This window comes from Paenibacillus campinasensis (genome assembly GCF_002272015.1).
In the GTDB taxonomy this organism is placed as follows: Bacteria; Bacillota; Bacilli; order Paenibacillales; family Paenibacillaceae; genus Paenibacillus_AQ; species Paenibacillus_AQ campinasensis.
On record NZ_NPBY01000006.1, the window covers coordinates 60,591 to 76,765 of the forward strand.

The following is a 16,175-nucleotide window of genomic DNA, read 5'->3' on the forward strand; positions in this document are numbered from 1 at the left end:
GTGAGGCGTTTGAAATACAAGACGGTATTGGCCGGATGCGGCAGCATGGGGACACGCTGGCTGGAATACGCGCTGAAGCGAAACGATGTGGACCTCGTTGCCCTCGTGGATGTTCAGCCGGAGAAGGCCCTTGAGGCTATGCAGCGCTTCGGCCTGAAGCTGCCGGTGTATGAAGCGGTGGCCGAAGCAGTTGCTTCCGAGGGAGTCGATCTGCTGCTGGACACTTCCATCCCGGAAGCGCATGCCGCCAATGCCATTACGGCAATGGAGCATGGCGCGAACGTGATGATGGAGAAGCCGATGGCACTTTCCATGGAAGATGCCGTTCGTTTGATCAACGTGTCGGATCGTACTGGACGAAGCTGTGCAGTGATGCAAAATCGACGCTATACCAAGGAGATCAGAGCTTTGAAGGCGGAGCTTGACACCGGCCGGATCGGTCCTCCGGGCTTTGTGACAGCCGATTTTTTTCTCGGTCCGCGATTTGGCGGCTTTCGGGAAATGATGGCACACCCTCTGCTCATTGATATGGCGATCCACACGTTTGATGCAGCAAGATATTTAATCGGGTCGGATCCCATGGCCGTGTATTGTCACGAATTTAATCCGGACGGCTCCTGGTATCAGGGTAATTCGTCAGCTGTCTGCATATTCGAGTTCAGCTGCGGAGCGGTATTTTCATACAACGGAAGCTGGAGCGCGGTAGGGCATTCCACCTCCTGGGAGGGAGCATGGCGGCTTGTCGGACCCAAGGGAACGATGCTGTGGGACGGCGATCATGAGCCAGTGTATGAAGGAGCGGATGCATTGGAATCAGCCTCGGCTGCCGGGAGGCAGGGTTCGTGGTATGGGCCAGAACGAAGAGAGGCATGTCTTGACGAGATGTTTGATTCATTGAAGTCCGGCAAACGCTCGGAAACGGATATCAGTCACAATATTCACAGCTTGGCGATGACGCTGGGCGCTGTCGAAAGCGCAAAGCGGCAGGCGAAGGTATGGCTGCCTGAACTAAGCTGTATGTAGGCCGCCGGGACGGGATCATCCATTGTTGCTGATCGTTAGCTTGTGAAGCGAAAGACTAAAAACGAAAGCGACTGGCAGGCCCTAACAAGGTGCCCGTGGCCAGTCGCTTGTTCCTTTTAGACGAGAAAGAAAGAAACACCCAAAATAATATAAACCGCTAGAAGCAGCAGTCCCTCATACCAGTTGGAATCGCCGTCCTGCGTAATGGAGCGGGCGATAAACACGGCTACGCCGATCGCTAACAGCTCCAGGGTCGTAAATACGATATCCATCGTATTGCCGAGGAAGAAGCTGATAAACACAAGCACAGGGGCTACAAACAGGGCGATTTGCAGACTGCTGCCGACGGCGATCTCAACGGCCGCTCCGATTTTGTTCTTCATCGCCAGCATGATCGCTGCGCTATGCTCGGCGGCATTGCCGATGATGGCAACGAGGAAGGCGCCCACAAACAGCTCGCTGAGACCGTATTGATGGCTAATCGGCTCCAGCACCCCGACAAGCCATTCACTGACAAAGGCGACCATCACTGTTGCAATGACGAGATAAACGATCGAGCGCTTTTTGGACCAGGCCGGCTCATGCTCATGCGCAAGCGCATCTTCATCGTTGCTGTCGCTGACATCTGCCAAGTATTCCTTATGTGTAATCATGGAGAACACGAGCCACGCTAAGTAAGCGACAATCAATATGCCGGCGACAATCAGACTGAGCATCTTGATGCCTTCGGTTGTGATGGAATGGGTGTTCAGAAACACAGCCGGGATAAACAAGGCGATGATGGACAGCGTCATCAGGGAGCCGTTAAGGCTTGCCAGCGTGGCGTTGTATCTCTGGATTTTAAATTTCAGCCCGCCCATGAACAGGCTCAGCCCGAGCACCAGCAGCAGATTGCCGATGATGGAGCCGGTGATGCTCGCTTTGACCATGTCGTACAGCCCTTCTCTAATCAGCAGGATCGCAATGATCAGCTCTGCTGCGTTGCCGAAGGTGGCGTTCAGAAAGCCGCCCAGGCGCTGTCCGGCGTAGTGGGCTACGCTCTCGGTCGCCCGGCCGAGAAACCCGGCTACAAAGATGACCGCAATCGCGGACAGCAGAAATTGAACGGTTGTGTTCCAGCCGGCAAAGTGTCCGGCCGCGCTCAGCAGGAAGGTCAGGATGAGCAAGATCGGCTTCAACCGCTTTTTTATCATCGTATGCACCCCGAATCCGATGGTTTTGTAGTAATTTGTCTAAGCTTCGCTGGAGGAAGATGTCGTTCGGTACCATATCCTTCATGTAATATACCCATTTTTTTCGAAAAATTAATGATTCATCTGCGCTTGGCATTTGCTTTTTGGGCCTGTTAGGATTTACAATAACTGATAATGAGGTGAAGGAGGATATGGCATGACGGAACAACTTCAACTGGATAGCGGTTTGATTCGGATATCGGATGATGTCGTCTCGAAAATTGCCGGACTGGCGGCGCTGGAAACACCCGGAATTGCAGCCATGTCAGGCGGATTATCCGAAGGATGGGCCAAGCGGCTGAGCGGAAAGAATGTGCAAAAAGGTGTTACGGTGGAGGTAGGTCAGCTTGAGGCGGCCATCGATCTTCGGATTATCGTGCTCTATGAGACGCCGATTCATGAAGTCTGCCGTATGCTTCAGCAGAATGTCCGCGAAGCGGTGGAAAGCATGACCGGACTTCGAGTCGTCGAGGTGAATGTCAAGGTCGAGGGCGTTGCCTTCAAGGATGACATCATGGATGATGTGCCGCAAAGAACGAAATAGTCATCGGGGAGTACATACCCTTCCCGAAGCATAAAAAAAGACTACACGGATGTCCGGTAGTCTTTTTTTACTACAGATTTTACCTGTTCCTCTTTGACAGGGCGGTTGCTGTCCCTTGAAATGCTCAGCATAATGCCCATGCTCAGCATCATGACAAGCAGGGAAGAGCCGCCGTAACTGATGAACGGAAGGGTAACCCCTGTGATCGGAATCGTATTGGTGACTCCGCCGATATTAATAAAGGATTGAATCGCAATCAGTCCCATAATGCCGACCCCGGTCAATGTGCCGAACGGGTCGGAGCAGCGAAGCGCGATAATGATGCCCCGCAATATAAAATACAGATACACCAGCAGGAAGATGCAGGTGCCGATAAAGCCGAACTCCTCGCCGATGACGGAGAAGATAAAGTCGTTATAAGGGTTCGGCAGATAGTGCAGCTTCTGGATGCTCTCGCCGTAGCCCGCGCCTGTAATGCCGCCTTGGCCAATCGCGATCAAGGATTGAACGAGATTGTAGCCTGTGTTGGACTCGTCCTGGAACGGGTCCAGAAACGCCTCGATTCGGCCGACCTTATAATCTTTAGATGCCTCGTCGGAGGGGCCGCTCGAATCGAACAGGGAGCCGACTCCGAGTGTAAGCACCAATCCTAGAACGACGAGGGATATACAGCCGAGAATATGCTTCAGGCTTGCTCCGCCTGCGTAGATCACCAGGCCGCACGTAGCGACCAGGATGAAGCAGGAGCCCAGATCGGGCTGCAGCATAATTAAACCTGCCACGACGCCAACGATGATCAGCACCGGGAAAAATCCGCCTTTCCATTGACGGATCCGCTCCCCTTTTTTGGATATCAGCGCGGCCAAGTATACAATGGTGGCGATTTTCGCAAGCTCGGTAGGCTGGATTCCCAGGCTGAACATGTTAAACCAGCTCCGGGCGCCGTTGGTAGCCGATCCGATGATGATCAGCAAGATGAGCAGAATCAGTGTTAGGAAAAACACCGGAATAAACAATTTTTTGTATATCTTGTAATTGATGTTCATTGCGACCAGCATCACGAGCAATCCAAGAGCGGCAAATACCCCCTGCCTCTTGGTGAAATAGAGCGGGTCGTAATTAAATTTCTCGTTGAAGACGGCCAAGCTTGAGCTGGAACTGAATACCATGATCAGTCCGAATCCGACCAGCAGCAGGGTAAGAATAAGCAATTGAAAATCTGGCGTCCCTCTTTTGGTCTGGGGCTGGGGATTGGTCGTTTTCATCATAAGATGTTACCACTTACGCTTCCAGGAGAGCCTTGAGCTCCTGCAGCTTTTTGTTGGCGATGTTCATCACCGGAGACGGTGCCATCGTTTCATACTCAAGGCCGTGCGGGAATGTCGCTCTGCCCATGTATACGGCTTCAATCTTAAGGATGGTGTCCGGCTTCTCCAGCTTTCCTTCAACCACGCGGGTATTGAAGCGGAGGAAGTACTCATCGTTATTTTTTTTATCTTCAATTTTCAAATCATATGTAGCGCGGTAGTATTCCCACTGCCAACGAATAAAGCCGACCTTCTCGGCGCATTCGTCGAGATAAGCCAAATCGCTTTGCATACCGTCCAAGCCTGTATTTTCAAAAATCATGCGGCGTTAACCCCCTTAATATTCCACTAGCAAAGTTCTTTAATATGATAGTATGTTTCAGGAACTTGTGCAAGCCTGAAGCTCTTGTGAGCCTTCAATTTGCAGCCCTTTTATCCGAAGGGTGTTTTCGTGTAGGACAGATCTCTATCTTTTCTGTTAGAATAAAAGTAATTTTCCAGCCCGATCCGTTTGCTGCTTCCCGCTCCGGCAGGGGTATATATTTCATGATGCCCAAATAACTGACGGAAAAGAGGGAAGTCCGATGAATCGAATCGTGTATGATACGGAGTATTATGCGGTGGAGGAGCATGACGGGAAGGAGATCGCGGTGATTGACCATATGCCGGAATCGGCGGCGGTGGTAGTCATTCATGAAGGCTGCCTGCTCATGGTTCGCCAGCACCGGGAGGCGGTGTCAGCGTCGACATGGGAGCTGCCGGGCGGAACGATCCGGCATGACGAGGACAAGGTCACGGCTGTTCAGCGGGAGCTTGCCGAGGAGACCGGCGTGCTGTGCAATGAACTTACATATATGGGAGAGGCTTACCCTGCAGCCTCGCTGACCAATCGCAAGGTGCATTTTTATTATACCGATGACATCAAGAGAGCGGCAGAGCCGGAGCCAGACGATGGAGAGGATGTGGCTGCCATCTGGGTTCCTTTACGTGAGGCCTGTCATACGATCAAGGAGGGAGGCCAAGTGGATCAGATGGTAGGACACGGGCTGTTTCTCTCCATGCTGCATGGCTTGCTGCCGACGAACACCAGCCGATAGGCTAAAGGAAGGATGATCAGAGATGAAGGAAGTGTTCTGGGAGCAGTGGTTCCCGACAATGGTCGCCTGGCGGCGGCATCTACATAGCCATCCGGAGCTGTCTTTTCACGAGCGGGAGACGGCGGCATATGTCGCCGAACGGTTGAGGGAGATCGGCATCGAGGTGAGAACAGGCGTCGGCGGTCACGGTGTGATCGGCAGCCTCAAGGGCGGAAAGCCGGGCAAAACGGTGGTGCTTCGCGCGGATATGGACGCCCTTGCGATTCAGGATGAGAAGGATTGCGAGTATGCATCGAAGGTTCCGGGCGCCATGCATGCCTGCGGGCATGACGGCCACACCTCCATGCTGCTGGGCGCAGCGGCTTATTTTGCATCCCGGCCGGAGGAAGTGGAGGGCGAGATCCGGTTTCTGTTCCAGCCTGCGGAGGAGGTGTGCCCGGGCGGGGCCATCGAGATGATCCGGGATGGCGCGCTTGAAGGAGCTGACGTCATATACGGGCTTCACCTCTGGACCCCGCTGCCGGTCGGCCAGGTGGCGAGCGCTCCGGGGCCATTGATGGCATCGGCGGATGAATTTTTTATCGATATCACCGGGCGCGGCGGTCACGGGGGCATGCCTCATGTCACATCAGACGCCCTTGTTGCCGGAGCGGCGCTGGTCATGCAGCTGCAGACGATTGTCAGCCGCTCGGTGGATCCGCTTCAGCCTGCGGTGGTCACCGTAGGCACGTTCCAGGCCGGCACCGCGCAGAACGTGATTGCCGGCACAAGCCGGATCACCGGCACGGTGCGCACCTTTGACGAGGAGACGCGTCTGATGGTCCGCAGGAAGATTGAGGCGATGGCGGCATCGGTAGCGGAAACCTATGGTGCGCAGGCGTCGGTATCCTATCTGATGGGCTATCCGCCGCTGGTGAATGATGAGGCGGAGACCGCGCGCTTTTTCCGCACCGCACCGAAGGTGTTTGAGCCGGGCGCCATCAAGGAGTCGACCAAGCTGATGCCGGCAGAGGACTTCTCCTACTACCTTCGCGAAATCCCGGGCTGCTTCATATTTATCGGGGCGGGCAACGAGGAGAAGCAGGCGGTATATCCGCATCACCATCCGAAGTTTGATTTCGATGAGGATGCGATGCTCTATGGAGCGAGGCTGCTGACCGAGCTTGTCCGCGCTTATCAGCGTGGGGAATAAGGGAGGAGCCAGCAGCGGAAACGGTCCGGACCCGGACCGATGCATGAACCTTGGCAATTGGGAAATAATATGACATCATAACCGGAAGTTCAGATCCAGCTTAAATGGATGTGAGCTTCTTTTTTTAGCCAAGGAGGTCATCGATGTGGAACAGAAGCCTTGTATTGTCCAGCGGGACCGGACCGTGCTGCTGGAAACAGCTCACCCGTCCTTCCAGAAGGCCCGGGCAGAGCTGGCGCAATACGCCGATCTGGTCAAAAGTCCGGCCGCATACCATACATATCGCATTACCCCACTATCCTTGTGGAACGCCGCTGCCGCAGGACTGACCGCAGATCACATATGCATAAGTCTCCGGTCGCTTTCCCGGTGGGAGCTGCCTGCGGCGCTGGAGGAAGACATTCGGCGTCTCGTTGCCAGATATGGACAGCTGACGCTGAAGATGCATCCGGCGCGTGATGGCCGGCTGCTGCTTCAGAGCCGGAGTGCATCCGTCCTGGCGGAGCTGAAGGGGTATCCTTCACTGGCCAGCAGCGGTCTCGTCATCCTAAGTGAACTGGAAGCGGAGGCGCCCTCTCGGCTAAGAGGGCTGCTGAAGCAGGAATTGACCCGGCTGGGGTACCCTGTGCTCGATCATGTCGGATATCAGGACGGGCAGTTTCTGCCGCTGGACTGGCGGGACGGGGATCGAAGCGCGTCCGGACAAAGGGAACCGGAGCGGCAGGAGCCGCTGTCGGAGCAGACGGGCACTCCCCGGGCCATATCCGCTGCGGCTTCTGCTCAATCAAGTGGGCAGAAAGGCCGCTCTGCAGAGCAAGAAGGCGCGGAGCGGGTCGTCGACGGGATTCTGGCTGGCAGTGTAGCCGCTCCGAAAGGCAGTTTACGGCTGCGCGACTACCAGAGGGCGGCGGTGGACGCCTTCAAGGAGTCGGGCGGTGAGGGAGGCAGCGGCGTGCTGGTCCTGCCCTGCGGAGCCGGGAAGACGATCATCGGGCTCGCTGCGATGCGCGAACTCCAGTGCGAGACGCTGATTCTGACCTCAAATGCCACGTCGGTCACACAATGGATTAGCGAGCTGCTGGATAAAACGACGCTGCTGCCGGAGCAGATTGGAGAGTATACGGGCGAGCATAAGGCGGTTCGTCCGGTGACGGTGGCTACGTATCAGATTCTGACCCATCGCCACCGGAAAGAGGAGGAGCAGTTTCATATGAAGCTGTTCAACGAGCGCCGCTGGGGGCTGATCATCTATGACGAGGTTCATTTGCTGCCTGCACCGGTTTTCCGGGCTACGGCGGATATTCAGGCTACGCGGCGGCTCGGACTGACCGCGACGCTTGTGCGGGAGGATGGCCGGGAGGCGGATGTGTTCTCGCTGATCGGGCCCAAGCGATACGAGATGCCGTGGAAAGCGCTGGAGGAGCAGGGCTGGATTGCGGCTGTCCGCTGTATCGAGGTGAAGGTGCCGCTGCCGGGTCCGATCAAGGAAAGATGCCGGTACAGCGGCAAGCGGGAGCAGTACCGGCTGGCTGCCGAGAATCCAGCCAAGCTGGAGCTGATCAAAGCGCTTGTCCGGCGCCATCCAGGCGCTCAAATTCTGATTATCGGCCAATATCTGAATCAGCTGACCGCCATTGCCGAGCAGCTGCAGGTTCCGCTCATATCAGGCCAAATGCCACAGCAGCGGCGCCATGAGCTGTATGCCTCCTTCCGCCGGGGAGAGACGCCGGTCCTGGTCGTATCCAAGGTGGCCAATTTTGCCGTTGACCTGCCTGATGCGTCCGTGGCGATCGAAGTGTCCGGGACCTTCGGCTCCCGCCAGGAAGAGGCGCAGCGGCTGGGGCGGATTCTGCGGCCGAAGAGCGGTGAGAACCGAGCCTACTTCTATACGCTCGTGTCCAGCGACAGCCGTGAGGAGATGTTTGCCATGCGGCGCCAGCTGTTCCTTGTCGAGCAGGGCTACGTCTATGAGGCGATGTCGATCCCCCTGGCTGAAGAACAGGGACGGAAGCCGGGCCAGATTGGCGCTGCTGCGGAAAGGGAGGTATCAGGCCAGCGATGACCATACGATCAACGGATCACGAAACGATTGCCGGGCTTAAGCCGCGGCAGCGCGCTGTGCTGGATCAGATATGGCGCACATTCGCCGGCACCGGCTTTGATGATGGCAAGCTCCGTGCGCTTCAGGTACAGCGCATGAGCGGGGCTGAAGTCCGGGCGGTCTTTGCCGAGCTGCGCCAGCTTGGATGGGTCCAAGCGGTCATCAAAGCCTGGGGGGAGCGGCTGTATTACATCCCTTTCGACAGGCTGGTCCAGCTTGCGTCGCTTTACGGCGGGCTGGCGGATCGTCCGGATCTGACATCGTCTGTCAGTCTGATCCAGGAGGGAAGGGCCGGCATAGCAACAGATCTGTTCAATGCTTTGGTGTATGCGTCCTTGCATGAGCTGTCACTCACCGCCAAAGGGGTGCTGCACAAGAAGCATATCCAGCGGCTGTCGCAGGTGCTGTCCTTATCCTCTGACGATGTGAGAGGGCTTGAGCTGCCTTACGAACATATTGAAGCGTACCCACCCCATGTGGCTGTTATGTTGGATTTGCTGCTGGCGCTGGGGCTTCTGCGGCTGGACACAGAAGCGCTTGTCCTGCACAGGCCTTCACTGGACGCATGGCTGAAGCTGCCCCGAGCGGCGATGGAGAAGCGGCTGTTGCAGTGTCTGATGCAGCGTTATATGAAAAGTGAGCCGGAATTTCAGCACGCGGCATGGCTGCTGTGCAGTCCTCGGCTAGCGGCCGGAGTGTGGCATGCCGACACCCAGCTGCTGCAGCAGCTGGAGGAGAAGCGGCTGCTGCCTGAAGCGAACCGGAGCCGGCTGCTTCAGGCACTGAAGGCGTGGCTTCAGTTGCTGAGCGGAGCGGGCTGGCTGGATCTTGGCGAGAACGAGCGCGGAGACACGCTGTTCCGCTGGCGCATGCGGACAGGCGCACAGCTCTTGGCTGAGGATATCCCTTGGATGGAGGCGGAGGGAGAACCTGCTACGCTGATCGTACAGCCGGATTTCGAAGTGCTGATTCCGCCGGATACGCCGTACACGGTCCGGTATACGGCGGCCCGGCTTGCTGAACGGGTGGCCGATGACCATATGTCGGTTTACCGTCTTTCCCGGGAAGCGCTGGCTATGGCTGCGGACGCGGACCTAAGTCCCGGCCAGGCCATTTCCTTTCTGGAGGCGCATGCGGCCGGGGGCATCCCGGACAATGTGGCTGCGGCTCTGCGGCAGTGGTCGGCGGAGATCGGGCGAACGGCCTTTATGGAGCTGACCGTGCTGGCCTGCACGACTTCGGACGAAGCAGATCTGATCGAGAATCATCCTCGGCTCAAGGACGATATCAAGCGACTCGGCCCTCTGTATTTTGCCGTCCAGGCGGACAAGGTCTCGGACATCCGCAAGCTGCTGACGGCAGCAGGACTGCCGCCAAGACGCGGCATGGCGACACTGGAAACGATGGAGCAAGCGGCTGGGATGGCGCATATGAGCCCTATCAGCCCGCCTGTCCCGGCAGTCACCGACAAATATGGCAGCGAAGCGGTGAAAGCGGGCAATGAGAGAGCAGATGACCGCCCTTCCGCGCCTTCTTCCGGTCTTATCCGCATGTCTCATCCTGCGTTGCTGTACAGGCCGGATGAGGCCGAGCTGAAGGAAGACAACAGCCCGGACCTGGCCCAGCTTCCGGTGATGTGGACGCGGGATTACCGTGCATACCATCTGTCTACGGCCAAACAAATAATGGAACAGGCGGTACAGCTGGCCCTCAAGGTCGAAATTTCGCTCGAAGGCAAGAGAAGGGAGTTTATTCCGGTACAGCTGCTGCGGAGCCCGTGGAGGGTCGCTGGCGTCCTCTACGAGCCGGATGCGGATTCCCCTGGCGCCGATGTTCAGCTTGGCGAGGGGCAATGGCAGGAGATGAGGCTGATTGTTCCATAGCAGGCATTGGATTTCCCCCTTCTTAATAGACGTGCGTTATGCTATGATAAAAGAGTCCACCCACCGGGCGGACCAATCTAATAAAGAAGCGGGATGAGTTCATGAGCGTATCGGAAATCAATACGGTCGATATGGCCGAGGTGCTCACCTATGCCTATGAATTGGGCGATATGATCAATGCTTCCGTCGAAGTGGCGGATTATCTATATTGGAAGCAGGCGGTACAGAACGATCCGGAGATTCAGGCTCTGGTCAGAAAGCTTGAGCAGAAGAAAGAGCTGTTCGAAGAGACACAGCGCTTTGGCCATTTCCATCCGAACTACCATTCGGCGAAGGAAGAAGTAGGCGCGGTCGAAGCTGAGCTGGAGGCCTTCGAGGCTGTCAAGCGCTTCAAGCTGGCCGAGAAGAATCTGGACGATCTCCTGCATACCATGTCGGAGAAAATTGCCTACTCCGTATCAGACAGCATCAAGGTTCCAGGCAATGATCCACTGCCGAAGAAGGGCTGCGGAAGCGGCGGCGGGTGTCAGTGCGGCTAGTGCATCTGGCCGGATGACCGAGACGAAAGTGAAGCGAGGGGAAGAGGATGCTGGCGGAACGCACCGGTTACATCATATGGGTAAGCGACGTTAAGGCTGCGAGAAATCTGGAGAAATACGGCAGCGTACATTATATTTCGCGCAGAATGCATTATGTCGTCATGTACGTCAATGCAGACCGTGCTGAAGAGATTATGAAGAATATCCGGAGGCTTTCCTATGTTCGCAAAATTGAACGATCCTACCGGAATGAGATCAAGACGGAATACAGCAGCAAAGTTCCTGACAAGACCAAATATTTCGGACCGTAATCTGAACGGTTGTCTACGGTTCGCCGCGTCCCATCAGGAATGATGCCAAGCTCGCACGAGCGGCCGAAAGGCCGCTTGTTTTTTTATGCGTCATTTTTTTATCGTGTATTCACCGGTGACTGGCATAATTTGCATTCTAGCGCGATAAAATGATAGAGACACTGGATAAAAATGCAGAAGATTCTAAATTTTACTCAATTGTTCACATCATGTCATGTTTCAATCTTGTGAATATAAGTGGAATGATGTAATATGTTGGGTATATATACTTAGATATAAAGACCCATTTGGTGGAGAGTGATATTCCATGCGCGACAAAGGGACGGAGCGGTGGAGCACCTACGAGCCGTTTTATATAACACTCAATGATAAAAAGGTAGCCGACATCGTCATAACGAACCACGCGAAGAATCGATATACAGACCGGGTGAAGGGCGTTACCACATCGCATGAGGAGATTGGCTCCTGGATGTGGGAGTGCCTGAAGCAGGACCGGATTGTGCCTTACTACCGGAATGAACAGGACGTCTATCTGATCGATGACGACCTGGTCGTTGTGGCCGAATTCGCCGAACTGGAGGAAGAGCGGGATCTGATCGGAAATCCGCTGCACCGGATGATTATTATTACCTTTTTGGGACGGATGTCGGAAACGATTGAGCTTCGTGATCTGAAATCCTATTATTCCTGGCTGCGTCATTCCCGGCGGATGACGTTGATTAAGAACAGCCGCAAACGGAAATAAGGAGCCGCATCAGGGTCATCACCTAAGCGGAATTTAAGCGTAACATATAGGAATCGACATGCGAGCGAAAGCGCGGATGTCTTTTTTGAATGCGCTTGTATGGTAGAATAAACGGTATAGAGGCAGCGAGAGGGGATTGCAGTTATGAATTTTCATCAGCTACATATTTTTTACACGGTGGCGACAGCGGGAAGCTTCTCGGCGGCGGCCCAGGCGCTTCATATGAGCCAGCCTGCGGTGACGATGCAGGTTCAGGCGCTGGAGGAATACTTCGGCACCAAGCTGCTGCATCGCTCCACCAAGCATATGGAGCTGTCCGAAGCGGGGAGGACGCTGCTGCCTTTTGCGCGCAGAAGCTTGGAGCTGTCCCGGGAGACGGATGCGGCGATGGCCGCTTTTTCCAGCAGCTTGCAGGGAAGGCTTCAGCTCGGTGCCAGCCTGACGATCGGAGAATATGTGCTTCCGCGTCTGCTCGGTCCGTTCGGCCGGGAGTATCCGGATATTTCGATCATGCTGAAAGTGATGAACACCACGCAGATTTTGGATGAGATCGCCAGCCATCAGCTGAACTTCGGCCTGATCGAAGCGCCGGTGGATCATCCTGATATGATGCTTGATGCGGTGATGGAGGACGAGCTGAAGCTTATCGTTCCTGCCGATCATCCACTGGCGCAGCAAGGTGGCGAGGTCATGCTGGAGGATGTGCTGGCGTATCCTTTTGTGCTGCGGGAGAAAGGTTCCGGAACCCGCCAGGTGATGGAGGATGTTCTGCATGAGCGAGGCATCGATCCCGGCAGCGTCCGCACCGTTATGGAGCTTGGAAGCACCGGCGCGGTCAAATCGGCGGTCGAGGAAGGGCTGGGGATTACGATGCTGTCCACCTCGACGGTCAAGCATGAGACGGCGCTCGGTCTGGTCAAAATGATTGATATCGCTGATGCATCCTTCAAGCGGAAGTTTTATGCCATTCAGCTGAAATCGGCGCTGCTGCCGATGTCGGCGATGACGTTTTTGTCTTATCTTCGCAAGCGGCAGTGGACTTAATAAGAGAATCAGAACAATCCATAAGAGAGGTAGCTTGAGCGATGAATATACAGGATGAGATAAATCAAAGGGAATGTGATCTGCATACCCACACCCGTGCATCGGACGGGATGAACACGCCGGAAGAGAATGTGCGGCTGGCGCGGGAACGCGGCCTTGCCGCGCTCGCGATTACGGATCATGATACGGTGGCCGGGATCGAGGAAGCGCTCCTTGCCGGAGAACGTGACGGCCTGACCGTCGTTCCGGGCGTAGAGATCAGCACGATGGCTGGAGGCCAGGACATTCATGTTCTCGGCTATTATGTCGATCACCGGGATGAGACGCTGCTTGCGCGGCTGTCCGAACTTCGTCAGACCCGGGAGCGGCGCAACGACCAGATCATCGCCAACCTGCAGCAGCTCGGGATCGATATAACGATGGAAGAGGTGATCGGCGGTCTTGGCCGACCGCTCAAACCGGACGAAAGCATCGGCCGTCCGCATATCGCCGACGCGCTGGTGCGCAAAGGATATGCGGAGACGATGCGCGATGCATTCGACCGCTATCTGGCCAAGGGAGCCGCTGCCTATGCATCCCAGCCACGCATATCGCCGCAGGAAGCCTGCGCCTGGATTCGCGAGGCTGGCGGCGCCCCTGTGCTTGCCCATCCGGGGTTATATGAAGACGATGAGCTTGTGCGCAGCATCATTGAGCAGGCCAAGCCGGCCGGCATTAAAGTGTACCATTCCGATCACGGGCCGGAGGAAGAAGCACGCTACCTGGCGCTGGCCAAGGAGTTCGGCCTGATCGTTACCGCCGGATCGGATTATCACGGCGTCCGGCAGGGGCAGGTGTTTCACGGTGACATTGGCAGCCGCCGGATTTCGATAGACGTACTGGACCGGCTGCGACAAGCATGCCGAACGACCGGTCTGTAGCGGTTGGCGGCTGTTTTCGTTGTTTCCGCTAGAAGGAGAAGGCAGCTCTATCCTAGCCGCGCATCTGCTGGCGGAGCAGCCGCGAGCTGCCTGGGCGCGAAGGCAGGGACGAAGCCTTTTGAAATACAACGTCCCATTGGAACATAACGAACAGACGTGGAATGCACAGGCGTGAAACGCACAGACATGGAATACACAGACGTGGAATACACAGACGTGGAACGAAACAAACAGCCCGGACAAGGTCAGAGCCTTGCCGGGCTGTTTGTTGTGGGGACGCAAGATTTGAACTATAAGCCTGGAACACGCTAGCATATTCTCTCGCTATATAAGACAAGCGCAGCATTTACCCGAGTGTCCATGGCAGATTATGGCTGCGAACACCCGGCGTTAGTTCCGGTTGTTTCTGATTACGTTAGGCAGCTGCTTGATCCGCTCCTCGTCCGGGGTCACAAACAGCGTTTTCTGATTGTCGTAGATGACAAACCCCGGCTTGGCACCGCTTGGCTTGCGGACATGCTTGATCAGCGTGTAATCGACCGGCACGCTGCTGGACTCCTTCGCCTGGCTGTAATAGGCAGCCAGCATTGCCGCTTCCTCCAGCGTAGCCTCGCCATATTGCGCGCTGCGGATGACCACGTGCGAGCCCGGAATGTCCTTCGTGTGAAGCCAGGTGTCCGCTGAAGCGGCCAGACGATTGGTCACATATTCGTTCTGGAGGTTGTTTTTGCCAACGTAAATCTCGATGCCTTCGGACGATGTGAAGACGTGCAGGGTCGGCTTGTCGTTCTTTTTCTTCTTTTTGACCTTTTTGCTGCGGTCTCGCAGATACCCTTGCTGGATCAGCTCATCCCGGATTTCGTCAATATCGTTCAGGGAGGCATGGGCAAGCTGCTGCAGCAGATTGTCGATATAACGGATTTCCTCGCGTGTCTTGCCAAGCTGTTCCTCGATGACGGCCAGGCTGTTTTTGTACTTGTTGTATTTCTTGAAATAGCGCTGGGCGTTATCCGATGGCGACAGCAGCGGATCAAGCGGGATCGTCACCTCGGCCTGATTCTCGTCGTAGAAATTCACGAGTCTCGCTTCACGGTCGCCTTTCGCTATGGCATGCAGGGAAGCGAACAACAGCTCGCCGAATATCCGGTACCGGTCCGCATCGTCGGCTTCAGCCAGATCCTCGTGAAGTTTGTCCAGCTTCTTAATGTTTTTCGTCCGCTCGTTCTGAAGGAAGCGAAGCAGATCGCTGACCTTCTGCTTGACCGCATCGCGCTGGGCCTTCTCGCCGTAGAAATTTTCCATGCATGCGCTGACCGATTCGAATGGCGTCGTTTCCCCGCCCAGCATCGTTAGCGGAATGACGGAAAACACCGATTTTCCTTTGGCATTCTCCCCGGATACCGGCGTGTATCGATGCTCTTTCACCTGCTGCATCACATCGTGAAAGGCGCTCCACAAGCTGCCGCAATCCTTCTCGCTTTCCTCCGCCGAATGGCCGCTGCCTTCGCCCGCGCGGTAGGCGATCTCCGATGCAACCAGCGGACTGAGTCCGCTGAACGCGCCGACAAGCCACGAGACGGCCGGCTGCGAATCGAGCAGGCAAGCATCCCGGAAGGACTCCCCATCCACTTCGAGCGGATTCAGCTTGTGCTGCTCGGGCGGCTCCGTGTAGCTGAAGCCGGGCATGACGACCCGATAGCTGCTGATGGCCGGGGTGACGTGATGGATGCCATCCAGAATCGTGCCCGCCGCCGGATCGACAAGGATGATGTTGCTGTGTCTGCCCATAAGTTCAATGATGATCTTCTTCAGGGACACGTCACCAAGCTCGTCGCGCTGCCGGATCGAGATGTGGATAATCCGTTCCATGCCAACCTGTTCGATGTCCTCAATGATGCCGCTCTCACAGTGCTTGCGCATCAGCATGCAGAACATCGGCGCTTCGGCCGGGTTGAGGAAGCTTTCCTGCGTCAGATGGACCCGGGGATAGGTCGGGTTCGCCGACAGCAGCAGCTTCGCATTTCCTTGCTGGGTGCGCAGATGAAGCACGATGTCGCGGTCGTTTGGCTGATATATTTTATTAATGCGGGAGCCTCTGCACATCTGAAGCTCATGCACAATGGCTCTTGTAACAATTCCGTCGAGTGCCATAATCATTCTCCTATCTTCTCGTTGCCCTTCGCTTGAGCACCTCTCTATGATGCCATAATTCCAGCAAAAACTTAAGGGCTATCGTG

Annotated in this window: 15 protein-coding genes; 11 read left to right on the forward strand and 4 right to left on the reverse strand. The window is 55.8% G+C overall.

What is annotated here, in order from left to right; all coding sequences use genetic code 11:
• On the forward strand, positions 1-1,023 hold the full coding sequence (locus tag CHH67_RS01925) for a Gfo/Idh/MocA family protein (RefSeq protein ID WP_095263287.1): 1,023 nt from the start codon (positions 1-3) through the stop codon (positions 1,021-1,023).
• Positions 1,024-1,139: 116 nt separating this feature from the next.
• On the opposite strand, the gene cax is transcribed toward CHH67_RS01925, so the two are convergent.
• Positions 1,140-2,213: a calcium/proton exchanger gene (gene cax, locus CHH67_RS01930; protein ID WP_095263323.1), complete on the reverse strand. Its 1,074-nt coding sequence runs from the start codon at positions 2,211-2,213 to the stop codon at positions 1,140-1,142.
• Between the two features lie 199 nt (positions 2,214-2,412).
• Here cax and CHH67_RS01935 point away from each other — a divergent pair, with 199 nt between their 5' ends.
• The gene (locus CHH67_RS01935) at positions 2,413-2,799 is read left to right on the forward strand and encodes an Asp23/Gls24 family envelope stress response protein (RefSeq protein WP_095263288.1); all 387 of its coding nucleotides are present in this window, start codon (positions 2,413-2,415) and stop codon (positions 2,797-2,799) included.
• A 41-nt stretch (positions 2,800-2,840) separates the two neighbouring features.
• Here CHH67_RS01935 and ftsW read toward each other — a convergent pair whose 3' ends face one another.
• Both ftsW and CHH67_RS01945 read right to left on the reverse strand, forming a co-directional pair.
• Positions 2,841-4,064, reverse strand: a complete 1,224-nt coding sequence (ftsW, locus tag CHH67_RS01940) for a putative lipid II flippase FtsW (RefSeq protein ID WP_095263324.1) — start codon at positions 4,062-4,064, stop codon at positions 2,841-2,843.
• Positions 4,065-4,080: 16 nt separating this feature from the next.
• Complete coding sequence (locus CHH67_RS01945) at positions 4,081-4,428, reverse strand: YugN family protein (RefSeq protein ID WP_095263289.1); 348 nt, start codon at positions 4,426-4,428, stop codon at positions 4,081-4,083.
• A 262-nt stretch (positions 4,429-4,690) separates the two neighbouring features.
• Here CHH67_RS01945 and CHH67_RS01950 point away from each other — a divergent pair, with 262 nt between their 5' ends.
• From CHH67_RS01950 to CHH67_RS01995, 9 genes are all read left to right on the forward strand, one after another.
• Positions 4,691-5,203 (forward strand): NUDIX hydrolase, encoded by a 513-nt coding sequence (locus tag CHH67_RS01950; RefSeq protein WP_095263290.1) that lies wholly within the window; start codon positions 4,691-4,693, stop codon positions 5,201-5,203.
• 22 nt (positions 5,204-5,225) lie between these two features.
• Entirely contained in the window at positions 5,226-6,395 is a 1,170-nt protein-coding gene (locus tag CHH67_RS01955; RefSeq protein ID WP_095263291.1) for a M20 family metallopeptidase, read from the forward strand.
• A 145-nt stretch (positions 6,396-6,540) separates the two neighbouring features.
• Positions 6,541-8,457, forward strand: a complete 1,917-nt coding sequence (locus CHH67_RS01965) for a DNA repair helicase XPB (protein ID WP_179292048.1) — start codon at positions 6,541-6,543, stop codon at positions 8,455-8,457.
• Positions 8,454-10,379, forward strand: coding sequence for a helicase-associated domain-containing protein (locus CHH67_RS01970; RefSeq protein ID WP_095263292.1), 1,926 nt, complete (start codon positions 8,454-8,456; stop codon positions 10,377-10,379). The genes CHH67_RS01965 and CHH67_RS01970 overlap by 4 nt, the downstream gene beginning before the upstream one ends.
• Positions 10,380-10,480: 101 nt before the next feature.
• Entirely contained in the window at positions 10,481-10,918 is a 438-nt protein-coding gene (locus CHH67_RS01975) for a YlbF/YmcA family competence regulator (protein WP_095263293.1), read from the forward strand.
• 47 nt (positions 10,919-10,965) lie between these two features.
• Positions 10,966-11,229 (forward strand): YlbG family protein, encoded by a 264-nt coding sequence (locus tag CHH67_RS01980; RefSeq protein WP_095263294.1) that lies wholly within the window; start codon positions 10,966-10,968, stop codon positions 11,227-11,229.
• A 307-nt stretch (positions 11,230-11,536) separates the two neighbouring features.
• The gene (locus tag CHH67_RS01985; protein WP_095263295.1) at positions 11,537-11,974 is read left to right on the forward strand and encodes a hypothetical protein; all 438 of its coding nucleotides are present in this window, start codon (positions 11,537-11,539) and stop codon (positions 11,972-11,974) included.
• Between the two features lie 144 nt (positions 11,975-12,118).
• Entirely contained in the window at positions 12,119-13,018 is a 900-nt protein-coding gene (locus CHH67_RS01990; protein WP_095263296.1) for a LysR family transcriptional regulator, read from the forward strand.
• A 47-nt stretch (positions 13,019-13,065) separates the two neighbouring features.
• Positions 13,066-13,938 carry a PHP domain-containing protein gene (locus CHH67_RS01995; protein ID WP_095263325.1) on the forward strand — a complete coding sequence of 291 codons (873 nt, stop codon included), beginning with the start codon at positions 13,066-13,068 and terminating at the stop codon, positions 13,936-13,938.
• Positions 13,939-14,328: 390 nt separating this feature from the next.
• Here CHH67_RS01995 and CHH67_RS02000 read toward each other — a convergent pair whose 3' ends face one another.
• Positions 14,329-16,089: an Rqc2 family fibronectin-binding protein gene (locus CHH67_RS02000; RefSeq protein WP_095263297.1), complete on the reverse strand. Its 1,761-nt coding sequence runs from the start codon at positions 16,087-16,089 to the stop codon at positions 14,329-14,331.
• Positions 16,090-16,175 lie beyond the last annotated feature (86 nt).